Origin of the sequence: Fictibacillus nanhaiensis (assembly GCF_049537595.1) — a bacterium.
In the GTDB taxonomy this organism is placed as follows: domain Bacteria; phylum Bacillota; class Bacilli; order Bacillales; family Fictibacillaceae; genus Fictibacillus; species Fictibacillus nanhaiensis_F.
In genome coordinates, this window is the sequence record NZ_JBMULM010000001.1 from 635,056 (window position 1) to 652,751 (window position 17,696).

At 37.7% G+C, this 17,696-nt stretch carries 19 protein-coding genes and 1 tRNA gene; 15 read left to right on the forward strand and 5 right to left on the reverse strand.

Going from position 1 to position 17,696, the window contains the following annotated elements:
• Nucleotides 1-5 precede the first annotated feature (5 nt).
• The 3 genes from ACOZ9X_RS03115 to ACOZ9X_RS03125 all read left to right on the forward strand — a co-directional run bounded on the left by ACOZ9X_RS03115 (nt 6) and on the right by ACOZ9X_RS03125 (nt 1,571).
• Complete coding sequence (locus tag ACOZ9X_RS03115) at nt 6-236, forward strand: hypothetical protein (protein ID WP_423416990.1); 231 nt, start codon at nt 6-8, stop codon at nt 234-236.
• A 400-nt stretch (nt 237-636) separates the two neighbouring features.
• Nucleotides 637-975 carry a hypothetical protein gene (locus ACOZ9X_RS03120; RefSeq protein ID WP_423416991.1) on the forward strand — a complete coding sequence of 113 codons (339 nt, stop codon included), beginning with the start codon at nt 637-639 and terminating at the stop codon, nt 973-975.
• Between the two features lie 14 nt (nt 976-989).
• Nucleotides 990-1,571 (forward strand): Ig domain-containing protein, encoded by a 582-nt coding sequence (locus ACOZ9X_RS03125; RefSeq protein ID WP_423416992.1) that lies wholly within the window; start codon nt 990-992, stop codon nt 1,569-1,571.
• 28 nt (nt 1,572-1,599) lie between these two features.
• On the opposite strand, the gene ACOZ9X_RS03130 is transcribed toward ACOZ9X_RS03125, so the two are convergent.
• Nucleotides 1,600-2,511 (reverse strand): tyrosine-type recombinase/integrase, encoded by a 912-nt coding sequence (locus ACOZ9X_RS03130; protein WP_423416993.1) that lies wholly within the window; start codon nt 2,509-2,511, stop codon nt 1,600-1,602.
• 94 nt (nt 2,512-2,605) lie between these two features.
• Nucleotides 2,606-2,681, reverse strand: a tRNA-Ala gene (locus tag ACOZ9X_RS03135).
• Nucleotides 2,682-3,052: 371 nt separating this feature from the next.
• On the opposite strand from ACOZ9X_RS03135, the gene nagZ reads away from it, so the two are divergent.
• The 9 genes from nagZ (at nt 3,053) to nagE (ending at nt 14,028) form a co-directional block, all read left to right on the forward strand.
• On the forward strand, nt 3,053-5,131 hold the full coding sequence (gene nagZ, locus ACOZ9X_RS03140) for a beta-N-acetylhexosaminidase (protein WP_423416994.1): 2,079 nt from the start codon (nt 3,053-3,055) through the stop codon (nt 5,129-5,131).
• A 22-nt stretch (nt 5,132-5,153) separates the two neighbouring features.
• Nucleotides 5,154-6,407 (forward strand): exo-beta-N-acetylmuramidase NamZ family protein, encoded by a 1,254-nt coding sequence (locus ACOZ9X_RS03145; protein WP_423416995.1) that lies wholly within the window; start codon nt 5,154-5,156, stop codon nt 6,405-6,407.
• 121 nt (nt 6,408-6,528) lie between these two features.
• Nucleotides 6,529-7,716 (forward strand): N-acetylglucosamine-6-phosphate deacetylase, encoded by a 1,188-nt coding sequence (gene nagA / locus ACOZ9X_RS03150; RefSeq protein WP_423416996.1) that lies wholly within the window; start codon nt 6,529-6,531, stop codon nt 7,714-7,716.
• Nucleotides 7,713-8,432 (forward strand): glucosamine-6-phosphate deaminase, encoded by a 720-nt coding sequence (nagB, locus tag ACOZ9X_RS03155; RefSeq protein WP_423416997.1) that lies wholly within the window; start codon nt 7,713-7,715, stop codon nt 8,430-8,432. The genes nagA and nagB overlap by 4 nt, the downstream gene beginning before the upstream one ends.
• 8 nt (nt 8,433-8,440) lie before the next feature.
• On the forward strand, nt 8,441-9,160 hold the full coding sequence (locus tag ACOZ9X_RS03160; RefSeq protein WP_423416998.1) for a GntR family transcriptional regulator: 720 nt from the start codon (nt 8,441-8,443) through the stop codon (nt 9,158-9,160).
• Nucleotides 9,161-9,214: 54 nt separating this feature from the next.
• Complete coding sequence (locus ACOZ9X_RS03165; RefSeq protein ID WP_066397092.1) at nt 9,215-10,588, forward strand: PTS transporter subunit EIIC; 1,374 nt, start codon at nt 9,215-9,217, stop codon at nt 10,586-10,588.
• A gap of 18 nt (nt 10,589-10,606) precedes the next feature.
• Complete coding sequence (locus ACOZ9X_RS03170; protein ID WP_423416999.1) at nt 10,607-11,665, forward strand: DUF871 domain-containing protein; 1,059 nt, start codon at nt 10,607-10,609, stop codon at nt 11,663-11,665.
• 36 nt (nt 11,666-11,701) lie between these two features.
• On the forward strand, nt 11,702-12,607 hold the full coding sequence (gene murQ, locus ACOZ9X_RS03175) for an N-acetylmuramic acid 6-phosphate etherase (protein ID WP_423417000.1): 906 nt from the start codon (nt 11,702-11,704) through the stop codon (nt 12,605-12,607).
• A 14-nt stretch (nt 12,608-12,621) separates the two neighbouring features.
• Complete coding sequence (nagE, locus tag ACOZ9X_RS03180; RefSeq protein WP_423417001.1) at nt 12,622-14,028, forward strand: N-acetylglucosamine-specific PTS transporter subunit IIBC; 1,407 nt, start codon at nt 12,622-12,624, stop codon at nt 14,026-14,028.
• Nucleotides 14,029-14,097: 69 nt separating this feature from the next.
• On the opposite strand, the gene ACOZ9X_RS03185 is transcribed toward nagE, so the two are convergent.
• Nucleotides 14,098-14,268, reverse strand: a complete 171-nt coding sequence (locus ACOZ9X_RS03185) for a YjcZ family sporulation protein (RefSeq protein WP_423417002.1) — start codon at nt 14,266-14,268, stop codon at nt 14,098-14,100.
• A gap of 125 nt (nt 14,269-14,393) precedes the next feature.
• Nucleotides 14,394-15,059 carry a hypothetical protein gene (locus ACOZ9X_RS03190; protein WP_423417003.1) on the reverse strand — a complete coding sequence of 222 codons (666 nt, stop codon included), beginning with the start codon at nt 15,057-15,059 and terminating at the stop codon, nt 14,394-14,396.
• Nucleotides 15,060-15,425: 366 nt separating this feature from the next.
• Between ACOZ9X_RS03190 and ACOZ9X_RS03195 the strand changes: the two genes are divergently transcribed.
• Nucleotides 15,426-16,070, forward strand: a complete 645-nt coding sequence (locus ACOZ9X_RS03195; protein WP_423417004.1) for an exonuclease domain-containing protein — start codon at nt 15,426-15,428, stop codon at nt 16,068-16,070.
• A gap of 224 nt (nt 16,071-16,294) precedes the next feature.
• Nucleotides 16,295-16,522, forward strand: coding sequence for a hypothetical protein (locus ACOZ9X_RS03200; protein WP_191752038.1), 228 nt, complete (start codon nt 16,295-16,297; stop codon nt 16,520-16,522).
• A 100-nt stretch (nt 16,523-16,622) separates the two neighbouring features.
• On the opposite strand, the gene ACOZ9X_RS03205 is transcribed toward ACOZ9X_RS03200, so the two are convergent.
• Nucleotides 16,623-17,330, reverse strand: coding sequence for a TrkA C-terminal domain-containing protein (locus tag ACOZ9X_RS03205; protein WP_423417005.1), 708 nt, complete (start codon nt 17,328-17,330; stop codon nt 16,623-16,625).
• Nucleotides 17,331-17,463: 133 nt separating this feature from the next.
• On the opposite strand from ACOZ9X_RS03205, the gene ACOZ9X_RS03210 reads away from it, so the two are divergent.
• The gene (locus ACOZ9X_RS03210; protein WP_416729321.1) at nt 17,464-17,622 is read left to right on the forward strand and encodes a hypothetical protein; all 159 of its coding nucleotides are present in this window, start codon (nt 17,464-17,466) and stop codon (nt 17,620-17,622) included.
• Nucleotides 17,623-17,696 lie beyond the last annotated feature (74 nt).

Consider the following 17,696-nt stretch of genomic DNA (forward strand, 5'->3'; position numbering starts at 1 on the left):
TTTATATGGGATTCTTTAAGAAAGCAGTTTTTTCATTTGCAAAGGAAATGGATAAGCAACGAAGAAAAGACCATGATAAATCACTAAAGCAAAGAGAACATGATGATAAACGTCAATATTACTACAATGTTGCTGGTGAAAAGTTTGATGAAATTAATCAAATACTAGATGAATCAAATAAAATCACAAGTGAACTCTTAGATACAATTATTATTGAAGATGATTATTACGTTTAAACAAATAACTTAGATAGAATGATAAGTGTCTTAAAGAATACAAAAAATAAACTTGAGTTAATACCTAAAATTTATGATCTACCTACTTCAGCAAAAAAGACGTTTGAAGATGGATTTAATCATTTAATAAAGTCGTTTGAATATAATATACATTTACATGAGGTAAAACTAATAATCAATCAAGGAATTATACAAATGCAAGAAAACAGGGATAATGAACAACTAATTATGGAGATTGATAGTAAACTTGACGAATTACCTAACCTAGATGAACTGTCTACACAATCACATGATTTACATATGTCGTTTTTAAAACATTACGAACAAACAATGAAAATTCTTGACCAATGGTAACCCACTCTTAGTAGTGGGTTTTTTATTTTTGAAAGGAAGATGATAAATGACTAACTTACAAAGATTAGAATTAGAAATTAAAGGTATCACACTTTCACAAGATGAATTGTCTGTATACCTTATGGAAAGTGATTTAACTCCACATTCTGAATACTTACCATCATCAGCCACAAACAAGCGTAATATTTATCGTGCAGCGTTATCTATACTTGAATCAATTGCAAATAGTCCTGCCACCATGAAGAATTACAAGCAAGACGATATGACTGTAAGTGACTTTGCAGACAATCTACAATCCCGTATAGATCAACTGGAACGTAAAATTAGAACAATGCCAGTAGATGAGCAAGATGGAAATAACTTCTTTATGTTGTTTCAATCATAGGAAAGGAGTTAGCCATGTTTAACATATTTGAAAGTAATAATGAGGATATTACATACATAGTAGATAACTTTGGTCATGAAGTATCTATAAACAATAAAACTGTGAAAGCAATCATTACAAATAATGTTGTATCAGAGTATGAGGATAGGTACATTTCATCTACTCTATCCATTAAGCGTGGTGACATAGTTAAAGATAGTACTGTTAACTATTTAGTCATTACTGAATCAGTCTCAAAAAGGTACTCAAAGTATAAAGCCATCATGAGACACTGTAATTACACATTGGATGTTCCTAAAGAAGTATGTGAACTCATTGGACGTGATAGTTCGGGAAGACCTGTATATGACTGTACAAACCAATTAATTCCTACACCTGTAATTGTAGATAATAAATCCTTTTCAATAATGGAAGGTGCTATAAGATTACCTAATAATCAAATACTTGTTACTATGCAAGATAATGAAGCAAATAAAACAGAAATGGTAACAAATAAGGAATTTGAATTAATGGATTCCACTTGGGTAGTACTAAATGTTGATCTAACCAAGAATGGTTTATTGTTAATGACTTGTGAATTTAAATCAGAAGTATAAGAAAAAGCAGGAGAGTAATATCTCCTGCCTACAATAAACCTCTTAATGGATTAGCCTTGTCCATAGTTTCTTTTAATTCATGGGCAAAATAACCAATGTATTGACGAGTTACTTCTATCTTAGAATGTCGTGCAAGAAGTTGTACTTCTCTAAGGTTAGCACCGTTCTTTAGTAAACTCTTTATATAAACATTTCTCATTGTATGTGCTGAAAAGTGTGTTTCAATTCCTAATGTCTTTTTAATCCGTTTGAAGAATAGTTGAATTCCGTTTTTAGTTAATCGGGTGTTTTTTCTTGTTACGAATACAGGAATAGGAACTTGTCCGAAGTGATTCTCAAGGTACAATCTCCATTCTAACAATTCAGTAGCAAGTGTTTCTGATAATGGTACAGATTGAGACTTACGACTTTTACTTTGATTGATGGTAATAAGGTAATCTTTAAAGTCGATATCATCCCAATTTAAGCGTTCGACTTCGCTTAATCTCATTCCAGTCCCGATAAGATGAAGTAATAAAGTATAGTTTCTCCTAGCATTGAAAGAATCTTCTCGTCTTTTAATTCTTCTCAAGTGACGTAATGCTTGTTGAATATCTGAATCCTTAACCATTTTAGGTGAGTCATCCTGCTTCATGGTCTTTACACCTTTTGTGAACATTTCATTAGTGATCTGTTCCTCATGTAACCATCTAGCAAAGGCACGTAATGATTTTAGTTTAGAATTGATTGTTCTAGGTCGGTTGTTATTTTCTTCAAGACAGAACGTGAGATATTGTTTGATAACTCTTGGGGATAATTCTTCAACTTGTCCAATGTTTTGAGTAACTAACCATTCGTTCCAAGTTGTGAAGAGAGTGACATAACCAGTGATACTATTTTGAGTCAAACCTTCAAACTTCTTTTCTGCAAGAAATTCTTTTTGAGCCAATTCGATTAACATAAAAAAGACCTCCAATTCGATTTGAACTGTGGTCTAAATTAAACAAAAGTAGGTCACCGTTAGACCATTGTGCAACTTTTGCTTGAATCCCTTTTGGTGGAGACTAGCGGGATCGAACCGCTGACCTTTTGGCTGCCAGCCAAACGCTCTCCCAGCTGAGCTAAGCCCCCAAATGTTACTGACATAAAAAAGTATATAATTATTATGAGAATGGAGCAAGGGATTTTTGGGAAAATCTGAATACCCTCTTTCTGAACTTCAAATAATAATTAAGATATATAAAATACTTTTGATCATTTGAAACCTCATCTATATCTCAACTCTTAAAGATTCTAATTCTCCTCATAAATGATACTCTAACAAAAATATATAAGTCTTTTTTACCTTAAAAGTATTTTTATTAAAACTGGTATAGACAACTAGGCCTAGTAGCTTAAAGGACTTAAGTTCTGTTTTATCCTCTTACGACAGGAACTGCTTTTTTTCTACCGAAAAGTGACAAAGAAAGAAAGCGTTACCAAATTTTAAGGAGGTTAGTAATATGAAAACATCAATAAATATTCGGTATGTTCTTTTGATTGCCCTATTGATCGTTCCTATGTTTGCTGGAGTCGGGAAGGCTGAAGGTGTTTCAGCCAAACATAAAAGAAATGAAGGCTTGATGATCGCTCAAAATATGCCGCAACTGGATAAGCAAATTAACGGAAATACAGTAGATTTAGCAGCATTGTTAACTAGTAAAGATGGAACGTATGTCGAAGTGACAAAGCATTTGACATGGAAGTCACTGAACAAAAAAGTAGTTTCAGTGAACAATGATGGTCTTGTAAGTTTAAGCGGTAAGAATGGTACAACAATGATCATAGTCACGGATGGTAAGTCCTTCGACAAGATTGGAATACATGTGAAACACGGAAAGGCTGAATTTCTCAAACAAAAAAATCCAAAATATAACATAATTTCAAAAGCTATTAAATCTATGACCGTTCAAGAAAAGATTGGCCAGATGCTAATGCCAGATTTCCGTAATTGGAAAGGGAAGCCTGTAACGGAAATGAACGACGAGATTAGAGAACTTGTAAAAAAATATCACCTTGGTGGGGTTATTCTATTTAGAGAAAATGTAGTAACGACAGAGCAGACCGTAAGATTAGTCGATGAGTATAAAAAAGCGAATGAAGATTATGGTTTATTGGTTTCAATCGACCAAGAAGGTGGAATTGTGACACGTTTGCAGAGCGGTACCGATTTCCCAGGAAATATGGCGCTTGGTGCCACAAGATCAACAGAGATGGCGGAATCTGTCGGACATGCCATTGGATCAGAGCTTCATTCGTTAGGGATAAATATGAATCTTGCCCCTGTTTTGGATGTTAACAACAATCCAGATAACCCTGTCATTGGAGTACGGTCATTTGGTGAAGATCCGCAGTTAGTCGCTGATTTAGGTACAGCTTATACAAAAGGATTACAAAACTCTGGGATGGCTGCAACTGCTAAACACTTTCCAGGTCATGGTGATACAGCAGTCGACTCCCATTTAGGTCTACCTTCTGTACCTCATGAAAAAGAAAGGTTATTAGAAGTTGAGCTGTATCCTTTTCAGCAAGCGATGGACGAAGGTATCGATGCAATTATGACAGCACATGTTACCTTTCCTAAAATAGATCCGACCACTGTAATTTCAAAAAAGGACGGAACTGAAATTGCTCTTCCTGCAACTTTGTCACATGAAGTATTAACGAACTTAATGAGAAACGAAATGGGGTTTAATGGTGTTATTTCTACAGATGCCTTAAATATGAAAGCTATTGCCGATCATTTTGGTGCAGTTGATGCAGTAATTCGTGCAGTAAATGCTGGAACAGATATTGTATTAATGCCAGTAGGACTAGAAGAAGTCGCAAGCGGATTATATGAAGCAGTTGATAATGGTGAAATTACAGAAAATAGATTGAACCAATCTGTAGAGCGTTTATTAACGTTAAAAGCGAACCGTGGGATTTACAAACAAGTAAATGAGACGCCAGTTGAAGAAAAAATTGAACATGCAGAGAAAGTCGTTGGAAACCAAGATCATAAGGCTTTAGAAAATGAAGTGGCAAGAAAGTCAATTACACTCGTGAAGAACGATAATCTTTTACCAGTTGATAAGAATGAGATCAATTCGGTAGTGGTTATTGGCAACACTTATATTGAAAACCTTCAACAAGCATTAGCATCTCACCATTCATCGGTAGAGTTGATTAAAGCAGATAAACCTTTAAATGCGGAACAGTTGCAAAAAGTAAATGATGCTGACCTCGTTGTTCTAGGAACCTATACGTTTAACGTGGCTGGACGTTCACCGTCTTCACCTCAAATGCAGATGATCAATCAAGTGATTGATGCAGCACCAGATAAAACAACAGCTGTAGGTATTAGAAATCCTTATGATATTATGGCGTTCCCTGAAGTTTCAGCTTATCTTACACAATACAGCTTCAGAGATGCGAGCTTTAGGGCAGCAGCAGAAACAATTTTTGGAATGAATGATCCTTCAGGTAAGCTGCCTGTTACGATCTATGAAGATGGTTTAGAACAGATTCTATATCCGTTTGGTCATGGTGAAAGCTACTAAACTAATAGGAGGAAAATAAACAATGAGAAAATGGGGAATTTTTTTTACAATATTGATGTTGTTCTCTTTTATACTGCCAGGTGCTCAAGCTTCGAATCAGAACGGTTTTGATCATAAGAAAAGATTTAAGACAGGACTAGAACAATTGCTGAATCATGAAATGAAGGTGTTAAAAGGTAAAAAGGTAGGGTTGATCACAAATCCGACTGGTGTAGATCGCAACTTGAACAGCATTGTGGATGTTTTATACAACCATCCCGATATAGAGCTAAAAGCATTGTATGGACCTGAACACGGAGTAAGAGGAAGTGCTCAAGCTGGGGAATATGTTGAATTCTACAATGATCCAAAAACAGGTCTACCAGTCTATAGCTTGTATGGAGCAACAAAAAAACCAACTCCTGAGATGCTTGAAGGCATCGATGTTTTGGTTTTTGATATACAAGATGTAGGTACTCGTTTCTATACGTATATTTACACGATGGCTTATGCGATGGAAGCTGCAAAAGAGAATAATATACCATTTGTCGTACTAGATCGTCCGAATCCACTAGGTGGCAAAGAAGTAGAAGGGCCAGTATTAAATCCTGCGTATTCCTCTTTTGTGGGACTGTATCCGATTCCGTTAAGGCACGGGATGACTGTAGGAGAGCTAGCAAAATTATTTAATAAAGAGTTTTCTATTGGAGCGGATTTAAAAGTAGTAGAGATGAAAGGGTGGAAGAGATCCTGGAGTTATGAAGACAGTGGGCTTGAATGGGTGTTGCCTTCTCCGAACATGCCAACAAAGGATACGGCACTTGTTTATCCTGGAAGTGCGCTAATTGAAGGGACGAATGTCTCAGAAGGTCGTGGAACAACTAAGCCGTTTGAGTTGATCGGTGCTCCATTTATTAACGGAGATCAATTAGCTGAAAAATTAAATAAAGAAGCCTTGCCTGGTGTTTCATTTAGAGCAGCCTCATTTACACCAGCTTCATCAAAACATGCAGGGAAGCTATCTCACGGTGTGGAAATTCACGTAAAAGATGAAAAGTTATTTCAGCCTGTACTTACTGGAATCACGCTTGTGAAAGCTATTCATGATCTTTATCCGAATGACTTTGCATTTAGAGCAGAGGATAGTAGAGGAATTTCTTTCTTCGATCTATTAACAGGAAATGGATGGGTCCGAGAGTATATTGAAACAGGACGTACTGTAGATGAAATTGTCTCTCGATATGATCAAGAGCTTGAGGATTTTAAAGATGTAAGAAAAAAATATTTGTTGTATTAAATCTGAAAAAGAGCTAAGGCGGTTTCTTTAGCCTTAGCCTTTTGTTTGAATTTTCTGACTGGTATAGACAACTAGTTATAAGAATGTTAGGCTAGGCATAAAGTGATAAAGGGGAGTGGACATGAAACCTAACATTCTATTAGTTGGAAACTTAATCAACGAAAAAGGCCAGCTCGTTGATAACGGATATTTGTGGATTAAAGAAGATAAGATTCATCATGTTGACACAACAAATCCCCTTTCAAAGGATGAAGATGTTATTAGGTATAACTTGCCTAAGGGATGTATCATCCTCCCTGGCATGATCGATATTCATATTCATGGTGCTGCGGGAGCAGATTTTATGGACGGAACGCAAGAAGCACTAGAGATTATTGCAAAACATCTCCCAGCAGAAGGAACAACATCCTTTTTAGCAACAACGATGACTGAAGAAACATCTGTTGTTCATACAGCACTGAATACTGCAGCGAAATTCAAAAAACGATCTCGAAGTTCAGCTGCTGAAATGCTCGGTATCCATCTGGAAGGGCCGTTTATATCACCAAAACGAGCGGGAGCGCAGCCTCCATCTTTTATTCTAGAGCCTGATATAAATCTATTTAAAGAATTTCAAAAGAGTGCTGATAATCAAATTAAACTTGTTACCTTAGCTCCTGAAATGGAAGGTGGACTTGAACTTACAGAGTACTTATCCTCACAAGATGTGATTGCATCGATCGGTCACAGTGATAGTTCTTTTGTAGAAGTTAAAGTTGGAATTGATTCCGGCATTTCTCACGTTACCCATTTATTTAACGGTATGCGTGGAATGCATCACAGAGATCCGGGTGTTGCAGGTGCCGCTCTCTTACAGAAAGAATTGAAGGTTGAGATGATCGTAGATGGCGTTCATGCAAGCCCTGAGATGATTAACCTAGCCTATCATTCTACTGGTTCAGAACGAACGATTTTAATTACGGATTCAATGAGAGCAAAGGGTCTAGGAGAAGGAACCTATACACTCGGCGGACAGCAAGTAACTGTATCAGGGGATGAAGCTAGATTAACTGACGGAACGCTAGCAGGAAGTATCTTACCCATGAATATCGCTGTAAAAAATATGATGAATTATACGCAGTGCTCTTGGTCAGATATTGTGAAAATGACGAGTGAGAATGCTGCCAAAGAACTGCAGATCTTTGAACGAAAAGGAAGTCTTTCTGTCGGTAAAGACGCGGATATTACGGTGTTGACAGAGGAATACGATGTGCTTATGACATTTTGTCGAGGAGAGCTTGTCTATCACCGAAAGGGGGAACGAGTTTGAGATTGATCAAGGTTTCCGACGAAGAAGAGCTTAGTAGAATGGCAGCTGAATATGTATTTTCAAAAATTAAGCGTTCAGAAAGAATTGTGCTAGGTCTTGCTACAGGGAGGACACCTTTAGGCATGTACCGACACCTTTCAAAATATAGTAAAGAATATAAGCTTCTCTTTTCTCATGTACACACCGTAAATCTAGATGAATATGTCGGTTCTAGAGCTTATCATGCCTACATGCAAGAAAATTTTTTCGACCATATTGGTATACCAAGCAATCAAACTCATCTCCCAGATGGTGAAGCCTTAGAACTTGAGAGAGAATGCAAGCGGTATGAAGAAGTGATTAAACAACTGGGTGGTATTGATCTTCAGGTGCTAGGTATAGGAGAGAACGGACACATCGGTTTTAATGAACCAGGTACTGATTTTAGTTCACGAACGCATGTAGTAGAGTTAACGGAATCGACCTTAAGCGCGAACGCGAAATATTTTACTCATGAGAAACAGCCACTAAAAGCAATTACGATGGGCATTGGCACGATACTGGAGAGCAAAGAAATCTTGCTTCTTGCTGCTGGTGTAAAAAAGGCTAATGCCGTAAAAGAGCTTTTTAGAGGATCTCTGAATGAGAATATACCTGCTACGGTTCTGAATCATCATCCTAGCGTTACGGTTATAGCTGATGTAGGTGCGAGGAGTCTTTTAGAAGAGGAGAGTTAAGTACTTTTATGATAGATAAAACATCACCAATGCCACTTTACTTTCAGATTGAAGAAACGATCAAACAAAAGATTGATAAGGGTGAATGGGAATCAGAAACCATGATACCTTCTGAAAGAGAGTTTGCTGAGAACTATGAAGTAAGCCGTATGACAGTCCGGCAGGCTATCAATAATCTTGTGAATGATGGCTACTTAACTCGTCGGAAAGGGAAAGGAACGTTTGTTTCTGCAAAAAAAATAGAACAGAAGCTTTTAGGTCTTACAAGTTTTACTGAAGACATGAAATCTCGGGGCTTTAGGCCAGCATCTAGACTCATATCTTTCCAAAAAACGACTGCTGAAAATAGAGTAGCTAAAGCACTGGAGATTAAAGAGAGCCAGGTAATTTATGAGATTAAACGTGTTCGCCTCGCAAATGATATTCCAATGGCATTCGAGACAACATATGTTCCGGCGGACCTTCTTGAATTAAACGAATCACACATAAAACAAGGGTCTTTGTATTCTGAAGTTGAGAATGCAGGCTTTGTTATAGATTATGCCACACAAAGTTTAGAAGCTTCTATTTCGCGTGATGCAGAAAGCGAGATACTTGAGATTACAAAAGGTGCAGCAGTCCTTCTTATTAAAAGACAAACGTATCTAACAACAGGAAGGCCACTTGAACTTGTTCAGTCTGTGTATCGAGGCGATCGCTACAAATTTATGATTGATATGAAACGCTGACAAATAGCGTTTTATATAAAAAAATGAAAGCGTTTACTAAAAGGGGGAAGAAGCATGGGGAAAGAGCAGCAAATGGCTCATGGCATCATTGAAAAGCTTGGAGGTTCTTCAAACATCCAATCGTTGATGCACTGTATGACTAGAATTCGGGTTAATTTACACGACCCGTCAAAGGCTGACCTAAAAGGTCTTAAAGAAGTAGATGGTGTGTTGGGTGTCGTGGAAGATGATACGTTACAAATCATTGTTGGGCCGGGCATCGTTAATCGTGTCACGCTTGCAATGAGCGAAGAAACAGGTATGAACATCCAGTCTCTTGACGAGACAGACCCAATGGACCTGGAACAGATGGCGAGAATGAATAAGGATGCCATCAACAAAAAGAATGCAACTCCTTTTAAACAATTTTTACGCAAGATCGCTAGCATCTTTATCCCGTTGATTCCTGCAATCGTAGCGTCTGGTTTGATAGCTGGAATGTCAAACGTAGCTGTAAGAATGGGTGCTGACCCAGAATCTTCAATTATGCAGATGCTTAGCTTAATTGGGTGGGGTGTTTTTAGTTATCTAGCTGTGTTTGTAGGTATCAATACTGCCAAAGAATTTGGTGGAACCCCAGCATTGGGTGGTGCAGCAGGTATCTTGCTGATTAACCCAGGCCTTGCGAATATTACCCTCTTTGGAGATCCACTTGTAGTAGGGCGTGGTGGTTTAATTGGTGTAATGCTTGCCGCGGTTTTAATCGCCTTTTTGGAAAAGCGTATTAGAAAATTTGTACACCCTTCAATTGATATTATTGTAACGCCAACATTGGCATTATTAATTACAGGCTTTGCAACGTTATTTGTCCTTCAGCCAGTAGGCGGGTTTTTGTCGGATTTAATTACTAAAGGATTGTTGAATTTAATTGATATTGGCGGTATTTTCTCTGGACTTATCTTAGCAGGAACATTCCTTCCATTAGTTGTAACAGGATTACATCAAGGGTTAACTCCAGTGCATATGGAGCTAATTAACACGATCGGAGATGATCCGTTATTACCGATTCTAGCGATGGGTGGAGCAGGGCAAGTCGGTGCTGCCTTTGCGATCTACTTTAAAACAAAGAACCAGCGTCTTCGTAAAGTTATTAAGGGTGGATTACCTGTAGGTATGCTTGGAATTGGTGAACCGCTAATCTTTGGTGTTACCCTTCCGCTCGGGCGACCTTTCTTAACAGCATGTCTAGGAGCTGCAGTTGGTGGAGCGTTCCAAGCATTCTATGAAGTTGCTACGATTGCCATCGGTGTGTCAGGCATTCCACTCGTGTTTCTTGTAAACGCAAATGAAATGGTTCTCTATTTAGTAGGTTTAGTCATTGCTTATTTCTTTGGATTCTTATTCACATGGACGTTTGGATTTAAAGAGAGCATGGCAAAAGACATCTAACGATCAGGAGTGAACGTTTTGTGTTATGGGATTTCTATATACCTGAGTGAATCAGACACGTTTAATAAAAACTGGATGGAGAAAGCCGCTAAGAACGGCTTTCAATACATTTTTACTTCACTTCATATACCTGAAGAGAAGGACGTGGATTACGTTAAACAAGTTAAATGGTTAGGAAAAACCGCTCAAGAGTTTCATATGGAAGTAATGGCAGATGTTTCACCAGCTTCGCTAGAGCGGTTGGGTTTAGCGTTCTCTGAACTGTCTTCACTAAAAGACTGGGGCATTTCGGGAATCAGGATGGATTATGGGTTTACAGCCAAGCAGATCGCTTGGCTGTCACACCATCTTAAAGTAGGTCTAAACGCAAGTACTATTGATGAAGAACAGCTTAAGAAGTTGATGGATGAGGGACTTCAACCGAATCAAACAGAAGCTTGGCACAACTTTTATCCAAAGCCTTATACCGGCATATCAAAGCAATATCTTTATGAGAGAAATGCTTTGTTTCATCGGTATGGAATTAAAACGATGGCATTTATTCAAGGTGATGAACAATTACGGGGTCCTCTTCATTTAGGACTTCCTACGATTGAGAATCACAGACATGTATCACCGGCACTTGCTGCATTGGAACTTCAAGAAATGAATACGGACAAAATCTGTGTAGGAGATTTAAACCTGACGAACAAAACTTTACAAGAACTAAAGTATTTAATGGAAGGTACAGTCCCTCTTTATGCCGACTTAAACAAAGGATATGAGACATTCAACAACATGGTTCATTCAAACAGAATGGATGCTGCAGAATATGTGATCCGCTCCGTTGAGTCACGACAACAGCCTACTCATTTTCAACAAGAAGCTCATGAGTTAGAGCGATTTAATGAAGGAACAATAACGGTTGAAAACGAGTTATATGGCAGATATGCGGGCGAACTACAGATTTGTTTAAAAGATATACCGGCTGATGCAAAAACGAATGTAGCAGGACGTATAAAAGAAGAGAGCTTGTCACTGATGAAGAAAGTTGGAGGCGGTAAAAGATTTGTGCTGTTGAACTCAGAAGTGAAATAAAGATTGTTAACTATTAACCACTTAAAGGAGATCAAGATGGACTTAACCAAATTGGCTACAGAAAAAAGAAATCCTGACACGTTAACTATTGATGAACTTTCAACTTTAGAAGTGATCCAAAAAATACACGAAGCCGATCTGGGAGTAGCCAGTTGTATTACTCCTGTTTTAAAAGAAATCAGTTCTGTCGTTGAAAAGGTAGTCACAGCTTTTGAAAATGAAGGTCGATTGATCTATATTGGTGCCGGAACAAGTGGACGGTTAGGCGTGTTGGATGCATCAGAGTGTCCTCCCACATACGGCACAGATCCTAGTTTAGTAGTTGGGGTCATTGCAGGCGGTGATTATGCCCTTCAGCATGCAATTGAAGGAGCGGAAGATGATGCAGAGCTAGGTGAATTCGATCTTAAAGCTTTAAACATAACGGAACGAGATGTGATTGTTGCTATTGCGGCTTCTGGCAGAACGCCATATTGCTTAGGTGCGATGAAATACGCAAAAACAAAAGGAGCATTAACAGCAGCTCTTGTATGTTCTTTAGATTCACCAATGGAGAAGCTAGCGGATATTAGCATTCCTGTTGTTACGGGGCCAGAAGTGGTCACTGGTTCTACTCGAATGAAAGCCGGTACCGCTCAAAAGCTTGTATTAAACATGATTAGTACAGCCAGCATGGTGAGATGGGGTAAGGTGTACAGCAACCTCATGGTCGATGTTCAACCAACCAATGAGAAACTAGTTCAGCGTGCCAAAAATATTATTATCGAAGCTTCTGGTGCAACAGAAGAAGAAGCTGAGATGGCTTTGCATGAACAAGAGGGCAACACTAAGGCTGCGATTTTTCAGCTTGTTACAGGCGTCGCTCCACATGAAGCCAAACTGCAACTCGATCAGCATAATGGAAAGTTGAAAGAAGCGATACGTAATTTCACTCAAAAGTGAGAGGGGTAGGTACTATGTTAGGTTTCTTACAGCGTATTGGTCGGGCACTCATGCTTCCGATAGCAGTACTTCCTGCAGCTGGACTTTTGCTGCGTTTTGGTCAAGAGGATTTATTAAACATACCTTTTTTAGTTGCATCAGGTAATGCGATCTTTGGTCATCTAGCGCTTTTATTTGCGATAGGTGTTGCAGTAGGTCTTTCCAGAGATGGAAGTGGAGCTGCTGGACTTGCAGGGGCAATCGGTTATTTTGTACTAACCGAAGGAGCCAAAACATTTGCGGAAGTAAACCTGAATTATGACGGGAAATTTGATATGTCCGTCTTAGGAGGTATCCTGGCAGGGGTTGTAGCCGGACTTTTATATAATAAATTTTATAATACGAAACTGCCAGAATGGCTTTCTTTCTTCGGAGGTAAACGATTTGTTCCAATCGTAACGGCTGGAACGATGGTACTTCTAGCGCTTGTTTTTGGATTTATCTGGCCATATCTTCAGATGGGATTAGAAAACGTTGGTACTTGGATCACAAGTGCGGGTGCGATCGGTGCAGGTATATTTGGTTTCTTTAACCGCTTATTGATTCCACTTGGACTCCATCATGTACTCAACAGTTTCTTATGGTTTGTATTTGGTGAATTTACAGGTGAAAATGGGAAGATTGTAACTGGAGATTTATCGAGATTTTTTGCTGGAGATTCTAAAGCTGGCTTCTATATGGCTGGATTTTTCCCTGTAATGATGTTTGGACTTCCGGCAGCTTGTTTAGCTATGATTCATACAGCAAAAAAACATCGTAAGAAGGCAGTAGCAGGAATGCTAGGCAGTCTGGCTCTTACTTCTTTTGTTACTGGAATTACAGAACCAATCGAATTTGCGTTCATGTTCTTATCTCCTTTACTGTATGTGATCCATGCTGTATTAACCGCTGTTTCGATGTCGGTCGCAGTATTATTAGATATCCATCATGGGTTTACGTTTTCTGCTGGAGCGATTGATTATTTCTTAAACATCGGGATCTCGCAGAATGGTTGGTTGTTACTTCCGATGGGTGCGGTATACTTTGTTTTATACTATGGAATATTCCGTTATCTGATTGTGAAACTTAACTTGAAAACACCGGGCCGAGAAGATGAAGATGCTATCGTATCAGAAGCTGCAGCTACTACTACAGCGAATGAAAAGTATGAAAGAGCTGCTTCTGCATATTTGAGTGCACTCGGAGGAAAAGATAATATCGTACTCCTGGAAAACTGTATTACTAGATTAAGAGTCCAGATTAAAGACTTATCAGAAGTTGATGAAGAAGCGCTTAAAAAAGCAGGATCAAAAGGTCTGATCAAGCTTAATAATCAAAATATACAGGTCGTTGTAGGATCTGAGGTTGAACCGATCGCAGATTGTATGAGAGATAAGCTATAAAGCTATAAAGCTATAAAGCTATAAAAAAAGACCACCATCTTCTTAAAGAAAATGGTGGTCACTTCTTTATTACACGTTCCAATAACCACTTACTGGTACGTTTGCTGCGTATCCATAGGAACATGGGTAAGCATAAACACAGCAGTTTCCGTTAAACGAGACGGCTCCGACAATAATGAGCAGCACGAATAGTACCACGTAAAGCGTAAAGTTATCAGAACAGTACTTTCTCGACGACATATTTTCACTCCTCTTCTTGCGTGTGAGAAGCCGATTTCTCTCCTCAGCTCATTTTATGCAAGTAGGATGAGCATAGAAACGGTGATAAACGCCTCATTTTAAGAGAGTTGCCGTCAACAAGAAGTCTATTTGTATGCTTCATCTAAGATGATGTATAAGTAATCTACGAATTCACCTTTTGAAAACATCGTCACTTCATAGACATCACCAAGGTCATTGTATACATAGGCTGTATCAGTGTCCGTTGTTTCTTCAACGTCTACAGGAAGACCAGCTAGCTCAAGTGCTCTAGTCATTTCTTCATCATTAAACAAGATTTCTTCATCAATTACAGAATAGACAAGACGGGCGGCTTTTCCTTCTACAAACGTTACCGCATATTTATCATTCTGATAATAGTTTACGATAGCGGGGACAAATTCTGTCGTGCCTGAGTAGCGAAACTGAATCTTTTCAGTTCGGTTCGGTTTACCCCATCTGTTGCTGATTTGTTTTTCTGAAGAGTTTGTAAGTTCACTTGCAACAAATTGATGCTCACTAGTTAGATAGTCTTTTTGTTCGCTTTCATCACTTGTTGCCTCTTCTTCAGCAGTGCTGCTTTCGTCTTCTGTAGTTGTTGTCTCTGTTGCTTCTGAATCTTCTTTTTCTGGTTTAGAAGTGGAGCTGTCAGTAGATTCTTCCTTGTCAGTCTTTGTTTCGGAAGCTCCTTGTTCATTTAGTTTCGTATCTTTGGAGCAAGCTGTTACAAAAAGTAACCCAATTATAAGAAATAGTGTTATAAGTTTTTTCATGATACTCCCTCATTATGTAGTTCATATTGTTAAACAGACACTTCCAATGTTAACAAAAGAGTACAAAAATTGAAAATGAAAAGTTTGGCAGATGAAGAAACTTATATCCTTTTCAGAATAGAATGACATTTAAATGCCTTATTTTCATAAAATAAAGATATGTATGAAAAGCTGTAACCACATAATTAATGGTTCATAACTGCAACAGCTTGTATAGAGTATGCTTGAAACTTAAAGTATAAGTGCACAAGAAGGCTGATTATAAATTGAATACCTATAGTAATATTTCATTTTATTAACAAATCAACTACAATATATGGTAGACATCCATTAAAAGGCATGATTGTGGAAGGGCAGGTGTTAGGGATGCAGTATATTGTGTATGATTTAGAGATGACAAACCGGCTCTCGGAGATCATAGAGATAGGTGCCATTCGAATGATTGAAGTTAATGGCGAACTTAAAATAGTGGATACGTTTCAATCTTTCGTTCAACCTAAAATGGATAAGTTGAATACACGAATTTCGAATCTAACGGGGATCACCAAAAAAGATTTGATTTCAGCTCCCCCTTATACGGAGGCTATTGAAAACTTTAGATCTTGGATCGGTGCAGAAGAATACTACCTTTGTTCCTGGGGACCAGAAGATAAGTGGGCGCTCATTACAGACTCAACATTTCATAAAGCAGACACGGATTGGATTATTAATCATAATGATCTGCAATTTCATTTTAGTATCCTTCATGATAGTGAAAAAGGATTTCGATACGGTCTGTCACGCGCTCTTCAAGCGATGGAGCTCGTTTATGAAGGTTCAAAACATAGAGCGCTAGACGATGCGATCAACACAGCCAAAATCCTTACTAAAATTTATCAGAAGATCAAATTTGTTAAGAACCCGACTTCTTTTTTAGAATCAAAGCTCTTTGAACCTGAAAAGTTAGTATATAAAACGAAGTCTGAAGTAAATGAATCGCCATTCGCTTCTTTGTCAAAGTTATTTAACTAAAGTAATTTTAGTTTTAAATGTAAACTTTTCAATGCAAATGGTTAACTTGCAACAGCTAAGATAGGCCTTATTTCCTGTTTATTCGACTCCTTTCGACAAAAATGTGTAGGTATTATAGGGTAAAATCCATAAAAAGTAAGATATGTCGTCATTTGACGAATTGTTTTTGTAGGAAAATGACCTTAGTTTCGATAATAATAGTTAGTAGTAGGGGGTGTTTGTTGGTGGAGACTACATATTACATAACCAATAAAAACAATCAGTTGTTAGAACTTTTGAACACGATCGATCATTGCTTGACGGATGCAAGTCTTGAGGAAGTAGATTCTATAATCAAGCTAAAAGAAGAACTGTTAGCAAACGATGGTATACATATAACACCTGAGCAGATTAATAATATTATTTCCTTATTGTTATCATTTGTACCAAATACAGTTAGAGAAGTCGGTTAATGAAGAATCTCTTCAAAAAAGAGGTTCTTTTTTACTACTTAAAAAGTATCGCCCAGCACTTTTGTTTTCTGGGGGTAGTATTAAAAAAAGAAGTGAATAATCACTTCTTATTTGAATCCACAAGTTCTTTTTTAGATTTTAATTCTTTCATCTCTTCTTTAAATCGTTCTTGAAGAGAACTGTTGTGACCGTATAAGAACAACATGTCTCCTTCTTGAATTTCTGTCGTGTAACTATCCTTTCTTACTGTTACATCTCCTCGTTTAATAAATAGTACAAGTAAATCGTCATCTACTTGTATAACATCTTTTAATTTTTTCCCCATAATCTTTGAATCCTTGTGAATGGGAAGTTCGACAACAACATCATCTTCTTCAAAATACATGACATCTCGCAATGGAAGATCCGCGAGGTTATAACTTTTTTCCATATGACTTTCAAAAGTTTTTTTCATATATTTCTTTAGTTTAGGTATGCTTAAGATTAAATAAAGACTAATTAGTACTAAAATGATGATTCCGAGTTCAATAGAGCGAAATTCATCGGATAAAATGTTGCTTATCGATGAGATGATAACCGCTAATGAAAAGACTCCGAACAAAATGAGAAACGTACTTAAACGTCTGCGTACAGGATGCTCCAATATCAATTCAGATTCTCCAGTCGTAAAACCTGTAGCAGTAAACATTGAGATGACTTGGAATCGAGCGATTTCTTTATTTAATCCGGTTAGCGTGAATAGTAGAACGTTGATTTCAATTACAATTCCTATGATTGCAAAATAAAGCAGAGTGAATAAAAAACCCACAAAGGCACCTCCGTTAAAATTCTTCTTTACCTGTATACCCTTATTTTCTATTTATATAGAGGAAATAAAATATTTTATTCATTTCATAAACATTTATAGCCCCTCATATAGTTTTGGTACAGGAGGGATGTATATGACAGGATTTCTGATTACCTTAGTGCCTGCAAGCCTATTGTGTGGAGGAGTTGCTATGTTGATTCATACATTCGTTAAAAAAGATTCTTATCATTATGATCAAGAGAACCTTTGGGAAGATACATCGCTTACATCGGAAGATTATCGATTGAAATAACACATTCATAACTTGATATTTTCCCTCGTTATGGTAAAAAGTAAGATAACAATAACTAGAATCGAGGACATGAT

Bases quoted from the DNA above. Each gene is read 5' to 3' on its own strand.
- ACOZ9X_RS03115 (WP_423416990.1), top strand. From the start codon at position 6: ATGGGATTCTTTAAGAAAGCAGTTTTTTCATTTGCAAAGGAAATGGAT.
- ACOZ9X_RS03120 (WP_423416991.1), top strand. From the start codon at position 637: ATGACTAACTTACAAAGATTAGAATTAGAAATTAAAGGTATCACACTT.
- ACOZ9X_RS03125 (WP_423416992.1), top strand. From the start codon at position 990: ATGTTTAACATATTTGAAAGTAATAATGAGGATATTACATACATAGTA.
- ACOZ9X_RS03130 (WP_423416993.1), bottom strand. From the start codon at position 2,511: ATGTTAATCGAATTGGCTCAAAAAGAATTTCTTGCAGAAAAGAAGTTT.
- nagZ (WP_423416994.1), top strand. From the start codon at position 3,053: ATGAAAACATCAATAAATATTCGGTATGTTCTTTTGATTGCCCTATTG.
- ACOZ9X_RS03145 (WP_423416995.1), top strand. From the start codon at position 5,154: ATGAGAAAATGGGGAATTTTTTTTACAATATTGATGTTGTTCTCTTTT.
- nagA (WP_423416996.1), top strand. From the start codon at position 6,529: ATGAAACCTAACATTCTATTAGTTGGAAACTTAATCAACGAAAAAGGC.
- ACOZ9X_RS03160 (WP_423416998.1), top strand. From the start codon at position 8,441: ATGATAGATAAAACATCACCAATGCCACTTTACTTTCAGATTGAAGAA.
- ACOZ9X_RS03165 (WP_066397092.1), top strand. From the start codon at position 9,215: ATGGGGAAAGAGCAGCAAATGGCTCATGGCATCATTGAAAAGCTTGGA.
- murQ (WP_423417000.1), top strand. From the start codon at position 11,702: ATGGACTTAACCAAATTGGCTACAGAAAAAAGAAATCCTGACACGTTA.
- nagE (WP_423417001.1), top strand. From the start codon at position 12,622: ATGTTAGGTTTCTTACAGCGTATTGGTCGGGCACTCATGCTTCCGATA.
- ACOZ9X_RS03185 (WP_423417002.1), bottom strand. From the start codon at position 14,268: ATGTCGTCGAGAAAGTACTGTTCTGATAACTTTACGCTTTACGTGGTA.
- ACOZ9X_RS03190 (WP_423417003.1), bottom strand. From the start codon at position 15,059: ATGAAAAAACTTATAACACTATTTCTTATAATTGGGTTACTTTTTGTA.
- ACOZ9X_RS03195 (WP_423417004.1), top strand. From the start codon at position 15,426: ATGCAGTATATTGTGTATGATTTAGAGATGACAAACCGGCTCTCGGAG.
- ACOZ9X_RS03210 (WP_416729321.1), top strand. From the start codon at position 17,464: ATGACAGGATTTCTGATTACCTTAGTGCCTGCAAGCCTATTGTGTGGA.